Raw genomic sequence first — 17189 nt, 5'->3', positions numbered from 1 at the left:
TAACCTGTTCGCAAAACAGGGACGGAATACGTGAACTCAATCCTGAGGATTATCCTCCAGCGCCTCGGCCTCGGCTTGTTGACGCTGTTTGTCGTGTCCATCGTGATCTTCGTGGCGGTCAACCTCTTGCCGGGGGACTTTGCCGAATTGATCCTGGGCCAGGGCGCCACGCCCGAGACGGTCGCCACCATCAGGCGTGATCTGGGCTTGGACCAGCCGCTGGTGCTGCGCTACTTCGACTGGTTGCGCGGGATGCTGACGCTGGATCTCGGCACCAGCTTTTCGCAGCTCAACCGGGTCAGCAACCTGGGCGGCGGGTCCGATACGACGACCGTGGTCGAGCAGATCGCGCCGCGTCTGTCGAACACGCTGTTCCTTGCGGCCGTCACCGCGTCGATTGCGGTGCCGTTCTCGATCACGCTGGGGGTTCTGGCTGCGCTTTACCGTAACACGGCGTTCGACCGGTCGGCCAATATCTTCACGCTCAGCTCGATCTCCAGCCCGGAATTCTTCATGGCCTACGTGCTGATCCTGTTCCTGGCGGTTCTCAATCCGATCCTGCCCAGCCTGTCCAACATCTATCAGGGCATGCCGTTCTGGGAACGGGTCGAGAAATCGCTTCTGCCCGCGCTGACGCTGACGCTTGTGGTCACGGCGCACATGATGCGGATGACGCGGGCCGCGATCATCAATCTGCTGGCGTCACCCTATATCGAGATGGCCCGGCTCAAGGGACTGTCGCCCATGCGGGTCATCGTGAAACACGCGTTGCCCAATGCGCTGGCGCCGATCATCAATGTTATCGCGCTGAACCTTGCCTACCTGATCACCGGCGTGGTCGTCGTCGAGGTGGTCTTCGTCTATCCGGGTATCGGGCAGCTCTTCGTCGATAGTGTGAAGATCCGCGACATTCCGGTGGTGCAGGCCTGCTGCCTGATCTTTGCCGCCGCCTATATCCTGTTGAATCTGACGGCCGATATCCTGTCGATCCTGTCCAATCCGCGCCTGAGGCACCCCAAATGAGCGGCTCGATGATTTTCCTGCTTGGCCTTGCTGGCATTGCGGCCATGGCGTTCCTGTTCCGCCTTGCCGGGCAGAAGGCCACTGGGGACGCGCCCAAGTTCCGCGACATGTCCTATGGCGAGGCCTTCGGCTACATGCTGGCGGCGACCCTTCTGATCCTCGCGGTCTGGTATTATTTCCAGCCCAAGGTGACCGAGGCCGGCATGGCCAATGCCGGTGTCGTCTTCTTCCGTTGGGCTGTGCAGGGGTTCCTGATCTTCGCGGCTGCCGCCTGGCTGTTCCGCCTTCTGGGGCGAAATGTGGGAACTGCGTGGACGCGCAAGCTGTTCCGCCAGATGCCTTTGACGGCGTCTTTCGGCATCCTCGTCATCCTGATCTACGCCTTTGTCGCCATTTTTGCCGGGGCGATCGCGCCCCACGGCCAGGAGGAGATTCTTGGTGCGGCCAACGTGATTGCCGGAGGCGATCCGGCGCTTGGTGGCGACCCTGCCTATCCGCTGGGCACCGATCAGATCGGGCGCGATATCCTGTCCCGGCTGATCTACGGCGCCCAGAATACCGTCGGGATTGCCTTCATAACGACGATTCTGGCGTTCTTGCTGGGCGGCACCTTCGGGTTTCTGGCTGCAACGCTGGGTGGCTGGCTCGACCAGTTGCTCAGCCGCGCGGTCGATGTCCTGATGGCGATCCCGTCACTGATCTTCGCTCTGTTGCTCATGACCATCGCAACGGTCTGGGCGCCGAAGCTGGGTATTCCGCTGACATGGTTCATGATCGTCATCATCGCGGTGATCGACAGCACACGGGTCTATCGCCTTGCCCGCGCCGTCGGGCTGAACATTGTGGTCATGGACTATATCGAGGCCGCAAAGCTGCGCGGCGAGGGCCTGGGATACCTCGTTTTCAAGGAGATCCTGCCCAACGCCACCGCGCCGCTACTGGCCGAGTTCGGTCTCCGGTTCTGCTTTGTCTTCCTGACCATCGCGGCACTGTCCTTCCTTGGCGTCGGCATCCAGCCGCCGCTGGCCGACTGGGGCACGATGGTGCGCGACCTGGCGCAGTTCATCAATTTCGCCGCTTTCTCGCCCATGGCTGCCGTGACGCCGTTGTTGGCAGCTGGTGCGATCGCCTTGCTGACCGTGGGGGTCAACTTCGTGGTCGACTGGATGCTGCACAAGTCCTCGGGGCTGAAGGAGTGACCATGCCCGACCCATTGGTGAAAATCCGCAACCTGCATATCGAAGGGCGCAGCGACGAAAGCTGGTCCCCGATCATCAACGGCGTCGATCTGGACCTCAACAAGGGCGAGGTGCTTGGCCTGATCGGTGAATCCGGCGCGGGCAAGTCCACCATCGGGCTGGCTGCCATGGGGTTCACCCGCGACGGGGTGCGGATTTCCGACGGGACAGTGGAATTCGACGGCATAGACATGGTCAATGCGTCGGCCGCCAAGAAGCGCGCACTTCTGGGCAAGCGCATCGCCTATGTGGCGCAATCGGCGGCGGCCTCCTTCAATCCGGCGCATCGCCTGATCGACCAGCATACCGAGGGGCCGGTCCAGCACGGTGTCGCCAGCCGGGCGCAAAGCCAGGAGGACGGGATCGAGCTTTATCGCAAGCTGCGCCTGCCGAACCCCGACCAGATCGGGTTCCGTTATCCGCACCAGGTGTCCGGCGGACAATTGCAGCGCGCGATGACGGCGATGGCCATGTCCTGCCGCCCTGACCTGATCATTTTCGACGAACCCACCACGGCGCTGGACGTCACCACCCAGATCGAGGTGCTCGCCGCGATCCGCGAAATTGTCGAGGAGTTCGACACCGCGGCCATCTACATCACCCATGACCTGGCCGTGGTTGCCCAGATGGCAGACAAGATCAAGGTCCTGCTGCGCGGGGACGAGGTGGAAGAGGCAGATACCCGCACCATGCTGTCGAGCCCGAAAGAGGACTACACCAAGTCGCTTTGGGCCGTGCGCAGTTTCGAGCGCCCCGAGAAACCGCCCGCGGAACCGGATGCCGTGCCGGTGGTTTCGGTCAAGGGGGTCACGGCAGCCTATGGCAAGGTCGACGTGCTGCATGACGTGTCCTTTGATATCCATGCCGGTCGCACCGTGGCGGTCGTAGGGGAGTCCGGCTCTGGCAAGTCCACCGCGGCGCGGTGCATCACTGGCCTGTTGCCACCGCGCGAGGGCCATGTGGAATTCGAGGGCGAAGCCATGCCTCTCGATTACAAGGCCCGGTCCAAGGAACAATTGCGCCAGGTCCAGATGATCTACCAGATGGCTGATACGGCCCTGAACCCGCGCAAGACAATCGCCCAGATCATCGGCCGGCCCGTGGAATTCTATATGGGGCTCAAGGGCTCCGCCTTGCGTGACAGGGTGGACCAGTTGCTCGACCAGATCGAGCTGGACCCCGCGCAATTCCGAAACCGCCTTCCTTCAGAGCTGTCCGGCGGCCAGAAACAACGGATCGGGATCGCCCGGGCACTGGCCGCCGAGCCACGTTTCATCATCTGCGACGAGGTGACGAGCGCTCTGGACCAGCTGGTCGCCGAAGGCATTCTGCGGCTACTTGCCAGGTTGCAGGACGAGCTTGGCCTGTCCTACATGTTCATCACTCATGATCTCGCGACCGTGCGTGCGATCTCGGACGAGGTTGTGGTGATGAAGGACGGCAAGGTCGTCGACCGCGGACCCAAGACAGAAATGTTCCGCCCGCCGCATCATGCCTATACCGATTTGCTTCTCAGTTCGGTTCCCGAGATGGATCCTGACTGGCTGGACAATCTTCTGGCGGAACGGGGCGTCGATAACATCGGCGATGCGGCAGTTGATAAGATGTGACCGAATCGCGCTAAGCTAAGACCCAATCGATAACAGGGAGACCAAGATGACGAGACTCAACAGACGTGGCCTACTGAAAACCGGTGTGGCCGCCGGTGTTCTGGCCGCGACCGGCCTGCCGATCCGGGCCCAGACCCGTGGCGGCAAACTGACCGCTGGTTTGTCCGGTGCGAATACCTCGGACAGCTGGGATAGCCGGACCCATTCCGACCTGTTCATGATCGCCTGTGCACAGGGCGCGGTGTTCGACAGCCTGACCGAGATTCGCGCCGATGGTTCGCTTGTTGGCGAACTGGCCGAGAACTGGGAAGCCACGCCCGACGCCAAGACCTGGACGTTTAACCTGCGCCAGGGCGTGACTTTCCACAACGGCAAGCCTTTCGGCGCCGATGACGTGATCGCCTCGCTGCAAATGCACCTGGGCGAGGAATCGAAATCGGCCGCGAAGCCGATCGTCGAGAACATCGTCGAGATGACCAAGATGGGCGATCATCAGGTTCAACTGACCCTGAATGCAGGCAATGCGGACCTGCCCTATCTTCTGTCGGACTATCACATCCTGATGTATCCGGCGGGCCAGATCGACGAAGCGATCGCCAATGGTATCGGCACCGGGCTTTACCAGGTTCAGTCCTTTGATCCGGGCGTGCGCATGGTCGCGACCCGCTATCCCGACCACTACAAGGGCGATGATGCCGGGTTCTTTGACGAGATCGAATACATCGCGATCAACGACAACACGGCGCGGATGAACGCGTTGATGACCGGTCAGGTCGACGCGGTGAACCGGATCGACTTCAAGACCGAATCGCTTTTGCGGGCCAATCCGCAGCTTTCGATCCAGGAAGTGACCGGCAACCAGCACTACATCTTCCCGATGCTGACCAACGTGGCCCCGTTCACCGATGTGAATGTGCGCCGCGCGCTGAAGTATGGCATCAACCGTCAGGAACTGGTGGACAAGATCCTGCTGGGTCACGGCAAGGTAGGCAACGATTCCCCCATCGGACCGGCGAACCAGTACTACAACGCCGATATGGAACAGTTGGAATACGATCCGGATCAGGCCAAGTACTGGTTGCAGCAGGCCGGCATGGACAGCCTGAACATCGACCTTTCGGCTTCGTCGGCGGCCTTCGAGGGCGCAGTTGATGCCGCGCAGTTGTTCCAGGCCTCGGCCTCTGCCGGCGGGATCAACATCAATGTGATCCAGGAACCTGCCGATGGCTACTGGTCGAACGTCTGGCTGAAGAAGCCTTTCTGTGCGTCCTACTGGTCGGGCCGGGCCACCGAGGACTGGATGTTCTCGACTGCCTATGAAGAGGGCGTGCCATGGAACGACAGCCAGTGGGGCAGCGAGGACAGCGCCCGCTTCCAGGAATTGCTGATCATGGCGAGGGCCGAGCTGGACAGCGACAAGCGGCGTGAGCAGTATTACGAAATGCAGCAGATCCTGCGTGATGATGGCGGTGTTCTGGTGCCGATGTTCGCCAATTACGTGCAGGCCCTCAACAACCGCATCGCCACGCCCGAAACCGTGGGCAACCTCTGGCAGATGGATAATGCCCGCATGGCGGAACGCTGGTGGGCCGCCTGATCGGCCACCTGTTTCCGAATCTCAGTTAGAAAGCACGCCCCGGCAGGACTTGCCGGGGCGTTTTTTCTACTTGCCCAAAATTGTCACAATTCGGACCGAAACAGGCCTGCATACATACCTAAGACATCGAGTGGGGACGTCTGAGTTTGCAGGTAGTAATGACCACCGCGCCACTGTTTTCGATTCGCAATGCCGCCAAGAGTTTTGCCAAGCTCATGGCGGTCCTGTGCCTTTTGGCAAGTCTGACTCCCGCTGAGGCATTTGCGGGGAACGGCAACGGGAATGGCAACGGCAATGGGAACGGAAACAGCAATCGTGACAAGGATCGCAGCAACCGGGACAACGGCAATAACGGGCGCGGCGAAGAACGTAGCGGACTGCGTTCCGCGAACGCCGGGAGTGTGAATGCCGCGCCCAACAGCACGCCCGCTCGCCTCGCCATCTATCGCGACACGGTCATCGTCTCCGCTCAGATCATACGTCAACAGAATGCCGCGGCTCAGACACTTGTGAGGCTCCAGGCGCTCAGCGAAGCGCAGATAACGGCCGAATTTCCCGATGGCGGATATGAGTCGGCGCTTGCCGCGGCCATGGAGAACTATCAGACTCTGACGGCCCGAGCCCAGGGCGCGCTGACACGGCAACAGGACAGTCTCATGCAGCTGACGGGCGGGCGCCCGATCAGCGATTCCGATCTGGCGGCGCTTCACCGGATGCTGGGCCTGTAACCCGGCCCTTGCGTCCAGACGAGTCTGGCTCTATATGCAAGTCAACAGCGGCGCTTCGGCTTCCACCCCCGAGGCTCCACCGGAATTTCGAACGGGCCGCGCGCCCGTTTTTTTGTGGCTGGATGATATGTCTGACCTGATTGCCCGCTCGGCGATGGATCGCCGGATCAACGAGATCATCGCCCCCACTGTCGAGGACATGGGGTACGAGGTCGTCCGCGTGCGGCTGATGACAGGCAAGGAAAGCACCTTGCAGGTCATGGCCCAAAAGCCCGATGGCAGCATCGAAGTGGATGATTGCGCCCAGATCAGCACCGCCGTCAGTGCCGTGCTGGATGTCGAGGATCCGATCCTTGACGCCTACACGTTGGAGGTCTCCAGCCCCGGCATCGACCGGCCTCTGACCCGGCTGAAGGATTTTGATCTTTGGGAAGGGTATGTGGCCAAGATCGAAACCGAGCAGATGATCGACGGTCGCCGCCGGTTCAAGGGTGTGCTGCACGGCACCGAAGGCGACGAGGTTTTGATCGAGATCGAGGAACATGGCGAGCCGGTGACAATCGGCCTGAAGTTCGACTGGTTGAGCGATGCCAAGCTGGTGCTGACGGATGAACTGATCCGCGATGTTCTGAAAGGCCGCAAGGATGCCGGCCAGATCGACGAGACACAATTTGACGAAGTGGAGACCGTGCTGGACGGTCCTGATGAGGAGAAAGACTGATGGCGATTACCTCTGCCAACCAGCTTGAATTGCTGCAAACCGCCGAGGCGGTCGCGCGCGAGAAGATGATCGACCCGGCCCTGGTGATTGAGGCGATGGAAGAGTCGCTCGCCCGTGCCGCGAAGTCTCGCTACGGCGCCGAAATGGATATTCGCGTCAGCATCGACCGCAAGACGGGCCGCGCCACCTTTACCCGCGTTCGCACGGTGGTCGAAGATGACGAGCTGGAAAACTACCAGGCCGAGATGACCGTCGATCAGGCCAAGCAATATCTCGACGATCCCAAAGTCGGGGATACCTTCGTCGAAGAAGTGCCGCCGGTGGAAATGGGCCGGATCGCTGCACAGTCGGCCAAGCAGGTGATCCTGCAGAAGGTCCGCGAAGCCGAGCGCGACAAGCAATACGAAGAGTTCAAGGACCGCGTTGGCCAAATTCTCAACGTGCAGGTCAAGCGTGAGGAATACGGCAACGTCATCGTCGATTTGAACCCGGGCGAAGGTGTGCTGCGGCGCAACGAGAAGATCGGTCGCGAAAGCTATCGTCCGAATGACCGGATCCGGGTCTACATCAAGGACGTGCGCCGCGAGCAGCGCGGGCCGCAGGTCTTCCTGTCGCGCACCGCACCGGAATTCATGGCCGAATTGTTCAAGATGGAAGTGCCCGAAATCTACGAGGGCATCATCGAGATCAAGGCCGTGGCCCGCGACCCGGGCAGCCGCGCCAAGATTGCGGTCATCTCCTATGACGGCTCGATCGACCCGGTCGGTGCCTGCGTGGGTATGCGCGGCAGCCGCGTGCAGGCCGTTGTGAACGAGCTTCAGGGTGAAAAGATCGACATCATCCCCTGGAACGAGGACATGCCGACCTTCCTGGTCAATGCATTGCAACCGGCCGAGGTGTCCAAGGTCGTCTTTGACGAGGATGCCGAACGCATCGAGGTCGTGGTGCCCGAGGATCAGCTGAGCCTGGCCATCGGCCGCCGTGGCCAGAACGTGCGCCTTGCCTCTCAGCTGACGGGCCTCGATATCGACATTCTGACCGAGGAAGAGGAATCCAAGCGCCGCCAGGCCGAGTTCGAGGAACGCACCAAGCTGTTCATGGACACGCTGGACCTGGACGAATTCTTTGCCCAGCTGCTGGTTTCCGAAGGGTTCACCAACCTCGAGGAAGTCGCCTATGTCGAGCTGGACGAACTGCTTGTCATCGACGGGGTGGACGAGGATACCGCCAACGAGCTGCAAGCGCGGGCCCGCGATTACCTGGAAGCCCAGAACGCCAAGGCCATGGAGCGCGCCCGTGAACTGGGTGTGCAGGACAGCCTGGTTGAATTCGAAGGCCTGACACCCCAGATGATCGAGGCATTGGCCGAAGATGGCGTGAAGTCGCTCGAAGATTTCGCGACCTGCGCTGATTGGGAACTGGCCGGCGGTTGGACGACAGTCGATGGAGAGCGCACCAAGGATGACGGTGTGCTGGAACCCTTCGACGTCAGCCTTGAAGAAGCCCAGAACATGATCATGACCGCCCGCGTCATGCTCGGCTGGGTCGACCCGGCTGAGCTGGAAGCCGATGCTGAAGAAGACGCCGAACTCGAAGAGGAGCAGGAGGCCTGATTTCAGGCCTTCTGGGGTCACATGGGTCGCGGAGGTCGCGCCAAGGATCGGGAAGTGTCGGAACGCCGGTGCGTCGTCACCGGTGAAACGGCACCCAAGCCCGGGCTGATCCGGTTCGTCGTCGGGCCGGATGGGGCTGTTGTGCCCGACATACTGGGCAAGCTGCCCGGCCGCGGCATGTATGTAACGGCCGACCGGGCAGTGATCGAGGCGGTCAAACCTGCGCAATTCGCGCGGGCGGCCAAAGGCAAGGTCACTGTTCCCGATGGCCTGGCCGATGAGATCGAGCGCCAGCTGGCGCGCCGCGTGATCGAGACGATCTCGCTGGCACGAAAGGCTGGAAAGGCCGTTTGCGGCTTCGAAAAGGTCAAGGGTTGGCTGGCCGGCGGTGAGGTCGTGCGCGTGCTGCTCCAGGCCTCGGACGGATCCGAACGCGGCAAGGGCAAGCTGTGGACCCCGACCGGGGCGCGATATTTCGACTGCCTGACGTCAACCGAATTGGGTTTGGCATTTGGGCGTCAATCTGTGATACACGGGGCGCTCGCCTCTGGTGGACTCAGTGACCGTGTTGTAGAGGAAGCCGCGAGACTTAAAGGATTGCGGGTAAATGTCGGTGGCGAGGGCGCTGCCGGAAAGGATACAGAAGCTAAATGAGCGATAGTGACGGCAAGAAACCCCTTGGTCTGCGTGGCGGCCCGCGTTCGGGCAATGTGAAGCAAAGCTTCAGCCACGGCCGGACCAAGAATGTCGTGGTCGAGACGAAGCGCAAGCGCGTTGTCGTTCCAAAGCCCGGTGCGTCTGGCGCCAAGTCCGGCGGGGCTGGTGGCGCGGCACCGACCGGGGGCGATCCCTCGAAGCGGCCCGCAGGCATCTCGGACGCCGAGCTGGAGCGTCGGATGAAGGCTCTTGCGGCCGCCAAGTCCCGCGAGGCCGAAGAGGCCAAGAAGCGCGAAGAAGAGGAAAAGGCCCGTGCAGCCGAACGCGAACGCCGCCGCGCCGAGGCCGAGGCCAAGGAGCGCGAAGAGCGCGAACGCGAAGAGGCGTTGAAGGCCAAGCAGGAAGAAGAAGAGCGCAAGAAGCGTGAAGCCGAGGAGGCCGCCAAGAAGGCTGCGGCGCCCGCCGAACCGGCTGCGGCTCCGCCTGAGGAACAGGCGCGGGGTGGGGGGCGTGCCGCGCCCGGTCCCCGCAAGGAAAAAGAGCGCGACAACCGAGACAACAAGCAACCGCGTGGCAAGGGTGGCCGTGACGAAGGCCGCCGGTCCGGCAAACTGACGCTGAACCAGGCGCTGCGTGGCGGCGAAGGCGGGCGTCAGAAGTCGCTCGCCGCGATGAAGCGCAAGCAGGAACGCGCCCGTCAGAAGGCCATGGGTGGCCAGGCCGAGCGCGAAAAGGTCATCCGCGACGTTCAGCTTCCGGAAGCCATCATGGTGGGCGAGCTTGCCAACCGGATGTCCGAAAAGGTTGCCGACGTGGTCAAGGCGTTGATGCAGAACGGCATCATGGCGACCCAGACCCAGACGATCGACGCGGATACGGCCGAACTGATCATCGAGGAATTCGGCCACCGGGTGGTGCGCGTGTCTGACTCTGATGTCGAACAGGTCATCGATACGGTTGACGACAAGGAAGAGGACATGAAGCCGCGTCCGCCGGTCGTCACGGTCATGGGCCATGTCGACCACGGCAAGACGTCGGTTCTGGACGCGATCCGCAATGCTCGCGTGACCGCCGGCGAGGCGGGCGGCATTACCCAGCATATCGGTGCCTACCAGGTGACAACCGAGTCCGGCAGTGTGCTGACCTTCCTCGATACGCCCGGCCACGCCGCGTTCACGTCCATGCGGGCACGCGGCGCGCAGGTGACGGATATCGTCGTGCTGGTGGTGGCCGCGGATGATGCGGTAATGCCGCAGACTGTCGAGGCCCTCAACCACGCCAAGGCCGCCGGTGTGCCGATGATCGTTGCGATCAACAAGTGCGACAAGCCCGAGGCGAACCCCGACAAGGTGCGCACCGACCTGTTGCAGCACGAGGTGATCGTCGAGGGGCTGTCCGGCGACGTTCAGGATGTCGAGGTTTCGGCCATCACTGGGCAGGGCCTGGATGAGCTGCTGGAAGCCATCGCGCTGCAAGCGGAAATTCTCGAACTCAAGGCCAACCCGGACCGCGCCGCCCAAGGTGCCGTGATCGAGGCCCAGCTGGACGTGGGCCGCGGCCCCGTCGCCACCGTGCTGGTCGAGAAGGGCACGCTGCGCCAAGGCGATATCTTCGTCGTTGGTGAGCAGTGGGGCAAGGTTCGCGCCATGGAAAACGACCAGGGCAAGCGCGTGAAGGAAGCCGGGCCATCGGTTCCGGTCGAGGTTCTTGGTCTCAATGGCACGCCCGAGGCTGGCGATGTGCTGAACGTCGTCGAGACCGAGGCGCAGGCCCGCGAAATCGCCGAGTATCGCCAGAAGGCCGCCAAGGACAAGCTTGCTGCGGCGGGCGCCGCGACCACGCTTGATCAGTTGCTGGCCAAGGCCAAGGCGGACGAGAACGTCAAGGAACTGCCAATCCTGGTCAAGGCCGACGTGCAGGGCTCTGCCGAGGCGATCATCCAGGCGATGGAAAAGATCGGCAACGAAGAGGTGCGCGTTCGCGTGCTGCATTCGGGCGTGGGCGCCATCACCGAAACGGATATCGGCCTTGCCGAAGCCTCGGGTGCGCCGGTTATCGGATTCAACGTCCGGGCCAATGCCCCGGCGCGGAATTCAGCCAACCAGAAGGGTGTCGAAATCCGCTACTACTCGGTCATCTATGACTTGGTGGACGATGTGAAAGCGGCGGCCTCTGGCCTGCTGTCCGCCGAAGTGCGCGAGAACTTCATCGGCTATGCCGAGATCCGCGAGGTCTTCAAGGTCTCCGGCGTTGGCAAGGTGGCTGGCTGTCTCGTGACCGAGGGCGTCGCCCGACGCTCTGCCGGTGTGCGTCTGTTGCGCGACGATGTCGTGATCCACGAAGGCACGCTGAAGACGCTCAAGCGGTTCAAGGACGAGGTGGCCGAGGTCATCTCGGGCCAGGAATGCGGCATGGCCTTCGAGAATTACGATGACATCCGTCCCGGCGATGTGATCGAGATCTTCGAACGTGAAGAGGTCGAGCGCAGCCTCTGACGCGTCGTTAGCGATGCAAGATATTGGAAAGGGCGCCAGTTCGGCGCCCTTTTTCTGTGGCCCCGTTCGTTTGGTGGTTCAAAGCCAGTCGCGCAGGATCGGGATGAGAGGGATATCGGCAGGCGGCATGGGATAATCACGCAACGCGTTGGTGCGGACCCATTTCAACGTTTGCCCTTCCTTGCCGGTCGGTGTGCCATTCCATTTGCGGCAGGCGAAGAGCGGCATGAGCAGGTGGAAATCGTCATAGCTGTGGCTGGCGAAGGTCAAAGGCGCAAGGCAGGAGGACCACGTGTCGATGCCAAGTTCCTCGTGCAATTCGCGGATCAACGCCGCCTCGGGCGTCTCGCCCGGTTCGACCTTTCCGCCGGGAAATTCCCACATGCCCGCCATGGATTTCCCTTCTGGCCGCTGGGCCAGAAGCACCCGCCCGTCCAGATCCACAAGCGCGACGGCGCTGACAAGAACCGTTTTCACGACCGGTAATCCGCATTGATCGAGATGTAGTCATGGGTCAGGTCGCAGGTCCAGACCGTGGCCATGCCGCCGGCCAGACCCAGATCGACCGCAATGACGATCTCGTCGTTCTTCATGTAACTGGCGCCTGCCTCTTCGGAGTAGCTCGGTGCCACCCAGCCTTTTTCCGCCACCAATGTGTCGCCGAAATGAATGGTGATCAGGTCGCGGTCGGCCCGTGCGCCGCTTTTGCCGATGGCCATGACGATGCGGCCCCAATTCGGGTCTTCACCGGCAATGGCTGTCTTGACCAGCGGGGAATTGGCGATGGCAAGGCCAACTTGCCGCGCCTCGTCGTCGGACGCTGCGCCGCCGACCTGCACCTCGATGAACTTGCTGGCGCCTTCGCCATCGCGCACAACCTGCTGGGCCAGGTCGAGCATCACGTCATGGAGTGCCTTTGTGAAGCCGGCGCTGTCGGTCACATCGACGCCCGATGCCCCCGTTGCCGCGCAAAGCAAGGTGTCAGAGGTCGAGGTGTCGCTGTCGACCGTGATGCAGTTGAAAGTCTGGTCGGTGAGGGTCCGCAGCAAGGTCTGAAGTTGCGCCTGTCCGATCATCGCGTCGGTGAAGATATAGACCAGCATCGTGGCCATATCCGGGGCGATCATGCCGGACCCCTTGGCAATGCCAGCAATCCGGACGGGCTTACCGGCAATTTCCACCTCGGCCATGGCGCCCTTGGCAAAAGTGTCGGTCGTCATGATGGCGCGCGCTGCCATTTCGATCCCGTTCGGGGCCAGCCCGTCGGCCAGTTCGGACAGTTTGGAGAGCACCTTGTCATGAGGCAGCGGCTCGCCGATCACCCCGGTGGACGAGGTGAAGACACGGTCGGGGTCGATCCCCAGCGTCTCGGCAACGCCGGAGCAAACCGCGTTGACCGAAGCCTCGCCTGCCGCGCCGGTAAAGGCGTTCGCATTGCCGGAATTGACCAGGATTGCCGCTCGCCCGGTTCCCGTGCCGTCGATCTTGGCTTCGCAGTCCAGAACCGGTGCCGCGCGGGTCGCGCTGCGCGTGAATACCCCGGCAATGGTCGTCCCCTCGGCCAGCTCGGCCAGCATGACATCAGGCCGATCCTTGTAGCGCACACCGGCCGCGACGGTGGCGAACCGGGCGCCTTCGATGACCGGAAGGTCGGGAAAGCGCGCGGGCGCCAAGGGGGATCGCTTCATCTATCAGTCCTCAAGCAGGTCAAGATCACTGATGATCGAGGGGTCGAAGGCGCCATCTTCGGGGCGGTCGATCTCGGCCGTCGTGCCCAGCTCGTCGAGCCGGGCTTGAAGCGCCGCCTCCTGAAGCTGCTGGGTCAGCTCGGCGCGCAACTCGTCAAGACTGGGCGCTTCCTGCATGCGGGTGTCGTTCAGCTTGACGATATGCCAACCGAACTGGGTCTCGACAGGGTCGGATACATCCCCGGACTCCATCCCGGTCACGGCTTCCTCGAATGGGGCGACCATCATACCGGGGCCGAACCAGCCAAGTTCGCCGCCATTGGGGCCCGACGGCCCGGTCGAGCGTTCCTGCGCGGTCTCGGCGAAATCGGCGCCGCCCTCGACCAGCGCCTTGATCTCGGCGGCTTCTTCCTCGGTTTCCACAAGGATGTGGGATGCGTTCCATTCCATCGTGTCGCCCATCTCGGCAACCCGTGCGTCATAGGCGGCCTGGATCGCCTCTTCGCTGACCGCATTCTGGTAGATGCCGTCCACGACCTCACCGGCGCGCAGCGCGCGTTCCTCGTTGGCCAGCGCGACCATCAAGCGGCTGGGCACCTCCTCCAGCGTGTCGGCCAACAATTGCTGCTGGATCAACTGGTCTAGAACGCCGGTAAACAGCACCTCGTCAGGTAGCTGCTGATATTGCTGCGGCAACTGTGCCTTGGTGATGATCATCTCGCCCAGCGTGATCTCGGTTCCGTTGACCGTTGCCACGACCGTATCCGCGGCAATGTCGCCATGCCCTTCGGCCAGTGCCATGCTGGCAGGCAGGGCAAGGCCGGCCACGAGCGACGCGATCTTGAGGCTATTATACATGATGTTTCCGTCCTTTATCTGCCGCGTCGGCACGCGGCGTTGACACCTGTTTAGCGGCCCCTTACATCGCCTAAAGGTCCCGAGGGGGGCCGGTCTTGGCCCCGAACTTAGGTGGCGTGCCGGTCGGGCACAACCAACCTCCTCATTCTTTGATGACTGAAAGGCCAGGAACTGGCCGCGGAGAGAATATGCTGGGTTTCGGAACACTCGCGAAGAAGGTCTTTGGAACCGCCAATGACCGCAAGATCAAGGCGACGCGTCCGCTGGTGGAAAAGATCAACGCGCTTGAACCCGATTTCGAAAAGCTCAGCGACGAGGGCTTGAAGGACAAGACCGAAGAGCTCGCAAAACGCGCGATGGGCGGTGAAAGCCTGGATGCGATCCTGCCCGAAGCCTTTGCCAATTGCCGCGAAGCCGCCAAGCGGGCGCTCGGCCTGCGCGCCTTCGACGTGCAACTGATGGGCGGGATTTTCCTGCACCAGGGCAACATCTCGGAGATGAAGACCGGTGAGGGCAAAACGCTGGTGGCGACCTTCCCGGCCTACCTGAATGCCCTGACCGGCAAGGGCGTTCATATCGTGACGGTGAACGATTATCTGGCCCGCCGCGACTCCGAATGGATGAGCAAGGTCTACAACGCCCTCGGGCTGACCTGTGGCGTGGTCTACCCGCAGCAGGACGAGGACGAGAAGAAACAGGCCTACGATTGCGACATCACCTACGCGACCAATAACGAGCTGGGCTTCGACTACCTGCGTGACAACATGAAGTCCGAGCTGAAGGACATGAAGCAGCGCGCCCACAACTTTGCCATCGTCGACGAGGTGGACAGCATCCTGATCGACGAGGCGCGGACGCCGCTGATCATTTCGGGTCCGGCACAGGACCGGTCCGATCTTTATGTCTCCATCGACAAGATCATTCCCGAACTGGAAGACGAGCATTTCGAGCTGGATGAAAAGACACGCGGCGTAACCTACACGGACGAGGGGAACGAGTTTCTCGAACAACGTCTGCATGCGGCCGGGCTTCTTCCGGAGGGTCAGACCCTTTATGATCCCGAAAGCACCACCATCGTCCACCACGTGAACCAGGGCCTGCGCGCGCACAAGCTGTTCACCAAGGACAAGGACTACATCGTGCGCGACGGTCAGGTCGTGCTGATCGACGAATTCACAGGCCGCATGATGCACGGGCGCCGACTGTCCGAGGGGTTGCACCAGGCCATCGAGGCCAAGGAAGGCTGCGATATCCAGCCCGAGAACGTCACCATGGCCTCGGTCACGTTCCAGAACTATTTCCGGCTTTATGACAAACTCTCCGGCATGACGGGCACGGCCCTGACCGAAGCCGACGAATTCATGGAAATCTACGGCCTCGGCGTGGTTGAAGTGCCGACGAACAAGCCCATTGCCCGTCAGGACGAGGACGACGCCGTCTACCGCACCGCGCAGGAAAAATTCGACGCCATCGTCGAGACGATCAAGGACGCGAATGCCAAGGGGCAACCCACCCTTGTCGGCACCACCTCGATCGAGAAGTCCGAGTTCCTCAGCCAGATGCTGACCAAGGCCGGGATCAAGCATAACGTCCTGAACGCCCGCCAGCACGAGCAAGAGGCGCAGATCATCGCCGATGCCGGCAAGCTGGGCGCCGTGACCATCGCCACGAACATGGCCGGCCGCGGAACCGACATCAAGCTGGGCGGCAATGTCGATTTCAAGATCATGGAGGCCATCGAGGCCGATCCGGATGGCGACCCCGAGGCGATCCGTGAGCGGATCGAGAAGGAACATGAGACCGATGAACAGGCGGTCAAGGACGCGGGCGGCCTCTTCGTTCTGGCCACGGAACGCCACGAAAGCCGCCGCATCGACAACCAGCTGCGCGGGCGGTCCGGCCGCCAGGGTGACCCGGGCCGGTCGGCTTTCTTCCTGTCGCTCGAAGATGACCTGATGCGGATTTTCGGGTCTGAACGGCTGGAAAAGATGCTGTCCAGCCTTGGCATGAAAGAGGGTGAGGCCATCGTTCACCCCTGGGTCAACAAGTCCCTCGAACGGGCGCAGGCCAAGGTCGAGGCGCGCAACTTCGATATCCGCAAGCAATTGCTGAAGTTCGACGATGTCATGAACGACCAGCGCAAGGTGATCTTCGGTCAGCGCCGCGAGATCATGGAGGCGCAGGACCTGTCCGAGATCGTGCAGGACATGCGCGAACAGGTCATCGAGGACATGGTCGACAGCTACATGCCGCCCAAGTCCTATGCCGACCAGTGGGACACCGAGGGCCTGTATGCCGAGGTCATCTCCAAGCTGGGTATCGATGTGCCGGTGATCGACTGGGCCGCCGAGGAAGGCGCGGATAACGACGTGATCCGCGAACGTCTTGAAGAGGCCGCAACCAAGCATATGGCCGAAAAGACCGAGGCCTTCGGCGAAGAAACCATGCGCAATGTCGAGAAGCAGATTCTGCTTCAGACGATCGATACCAAGTGGCGCGAACACCTGGTGACGCTGGAACATCTCCGCTCGGTCGTGGGATTCCGCGGCTATGCGCAGCGCGACCCGCTGAATGAATACAAGACCGAATCCTTCCAACTGTTCGAGGGTCTGCTGGATGGTCTGCGCACGGACGTGACGCAGAAGCTTTCGCAAATCCGGCCGATGACCGAGGAAGAGCAGAAGCAGATGATGGCGCAGTTGATGGAGCAGCAAAAGCAACTGCAGGCTGCCGCCTCGCGCGAGAATGCCGGGTCGGCCAAGGCGGCGGCGCCTGCGGCGGCTGCTGCCTCCGCGTCCACGAAGGAGGGGTTCGACGAAAACGACCCCTCCACTTGGGGGAATCCCGGCCGGAACGAGGCCTGCCCCTGCGGATCCGGCAAGAAATTCAAGCACTGCCACGGCCGCCTGGCCTGACGTAACGGCATATTGCTGCCCCATTTCGGACGCCAAGAATCCCCGG

General features: G+C 62.0%; 13 protein-coding genes. 10 read left to right on the top strand and 3 right to left on the bottom strand.

Annotated features, from left to right (window positions below):
• Nucleotides 1-30 precede the first annotated feature (30 nt).
• The 9 genes from DFK10_RS08215 (at nt 31) to infB (ending at nt 11682) form a co-directional block, all read left to right on the top strand.
• Complete coding sequence (locus tag DFK10_RS08215; RefSeq protein ID WP_109388515.1) at nt 31-1023, top strand: ABC transporter permease; 993 nt, start codon at nt 31-33, stop codon at nt 1021-1023.
• Complete coding sequence (locus DFK10_RS08210) at nt 1020-2222, top strand: ABC transporter permease (RefSeq protein WP_235866800.1); 1203 nt, start codon at nt 1020-1022, stop codon at nt 2220-2222. Before DFK10_RS08215 ends, DFK10_RS08210 begins: the two co-directional genes overlap by 4 nt.
• 2 nt (nt 2223-2224) lie before the next feature.
• Nucleotides 2225-3871, top strand: coding sequence for an ABC transporter ATP-binding protein (locus DFK10_RS08205; RefSeq protein WP_109388511.1), 1647 nt, complete (start codon nt 2225-2227; stop codon nt 3869-3871).
• Between the two features lie 46 nt (nt 3872-3917).
• Entirely contained in the window at nt 3918-5468 is a 1551-nt protein-coding gene (locus tag DFK10_RS08200; protein ID WP_109388509.1) for an ABC transporter substrate-binding protein, read from the top strand.
• Between the two features lie 158 nt (nt 5469-5626).
• Nucleotides 5627-6196, top strand: a complete 570-nt coding sequence (locus tag DFK10_RS08195; RefSeq protein WP_109388507.1) for a hypothetical protein — start codon at nt 5627-5629, stop codon at nt 6194-6196.
• 127 nt (nt 6197-6323) lie between these two features.
• Entirely contained in the window at nt 6324-6917 is a 594-nt protein-coding gene (gene rimP / locus DFK10_RS08190; protein ID WP_109388656.1) for a ribosome maturation factor RimP, read from the top strand.
• The gene (gene nusA / locus DFK10_RS08185) at nt 6917-8530 is read left to right on the top strand and encodes a transcription termination factor NusA (protein WP_109388505.1); all 1614 of its coding nucleotides are present in this window, start codon (nt 6917-6919) and stop codon (nt 8528-8530) included. Before rimP ends, nusA begins: the two co-directional genes overlap by 1 nt.
• A gap of 21 nt (nt 8531-8551) precedes the next feature.
• Nucleotides 8552-9184 (top strand): RNA-binding protein, encoded by a 633-nt coding sequence (locus DFK10_RS08180; RefSeq protein WP_109388502.1) that lies wholly within the window; start codon nt 8552-8554, stop codon nt 9182-9184.
• Entirely contained in the window at nt 9181-11682 is a 2502-nt protein-coding gene (gene infB / locus DFK10_RS08175) for a translation initiation factor IF-2 (protein ID WP_109388500.1), read from the top strand. The genes DFK10_RS08180 and infB overlap by 4 nt, the downstream gene beginning before the upstream one ends.
• 78 nt (nt 11683-11760) lie before the next feature.
• Here infB and mutT read toward each other — a convergent pair whose 3' ends face one another.
• From mutT to DFK10_RS08160, 3 genes are read right to left on the bottom strand one after another with little or no spacing between them, the layout of a single operon-like run.
• Nucleotides 11761-12159 carry an 8-oxo-dGTP diphosphatase MutT gene (gene mutT, locus DFK10_RS08170; RefSeq protein ID WP_109388498.1) on the bottom strand — a complete coding sequence of 133 codons (399 nt, stop codon included), beginning with the start codon at nt 12157-12159 and terminating at the stop codon, nt 11761-11763.
• Nucleotides 12156-13370, bottom strand: coding sequence for a bifunctional glutamate N-acetyltransferase/amino-acid acetyltransferase ArgJ (gene argJ, locus DFK10_RS08165; protein ID WP_109388495.1), 1215 nt, complete (start codon nt 13368-13370; stop codon nt 12156-12158). The genes mutT and argJ overlap by 4 nt, the downstream gene beginning before the upstream one ends.
• Nucleotides 13371-13373: 3 nt before the next feature.
• Entirely contained in the window at nt 13374-14228 is an 855-nt protein-coding gene (locus DFK10_RS08160; protein WP_109388493.1) for a peptidylprolyl isomerase, read from the bottom strand.
• 188 nt (nt 14229-14416) lie between these two features.
• Here DFK10_RS08160 and secA point away from each other — a divergent pair, with 188 nt between their 5' ends.
• Entirely contained in the window at nt 14417-17143 is a 2727-nt protein-coding gene (secA, locus tag DFK10_RS08155; protein ID WP_109388491.1) for a preprotein translocase subunit SecA, read from the top strand.
• Nucleotides 17144-17189: the final 46 nt, after the last annotated feature.

This window comes from Salibaculum griseiflavum, from assembly GCF_003129565.1.
GTDB lineage: Bacteria > Pseudomonadota > Alphaproteobacteria > Rhodobacterales > Rhodobacteraceae > Salibaculum > Salibaculum griseiflavum.
Note: the sequence above shows the minus strand (reverse complement) of the source record. Positions and strands in the feature narration are given on the sequence as shown.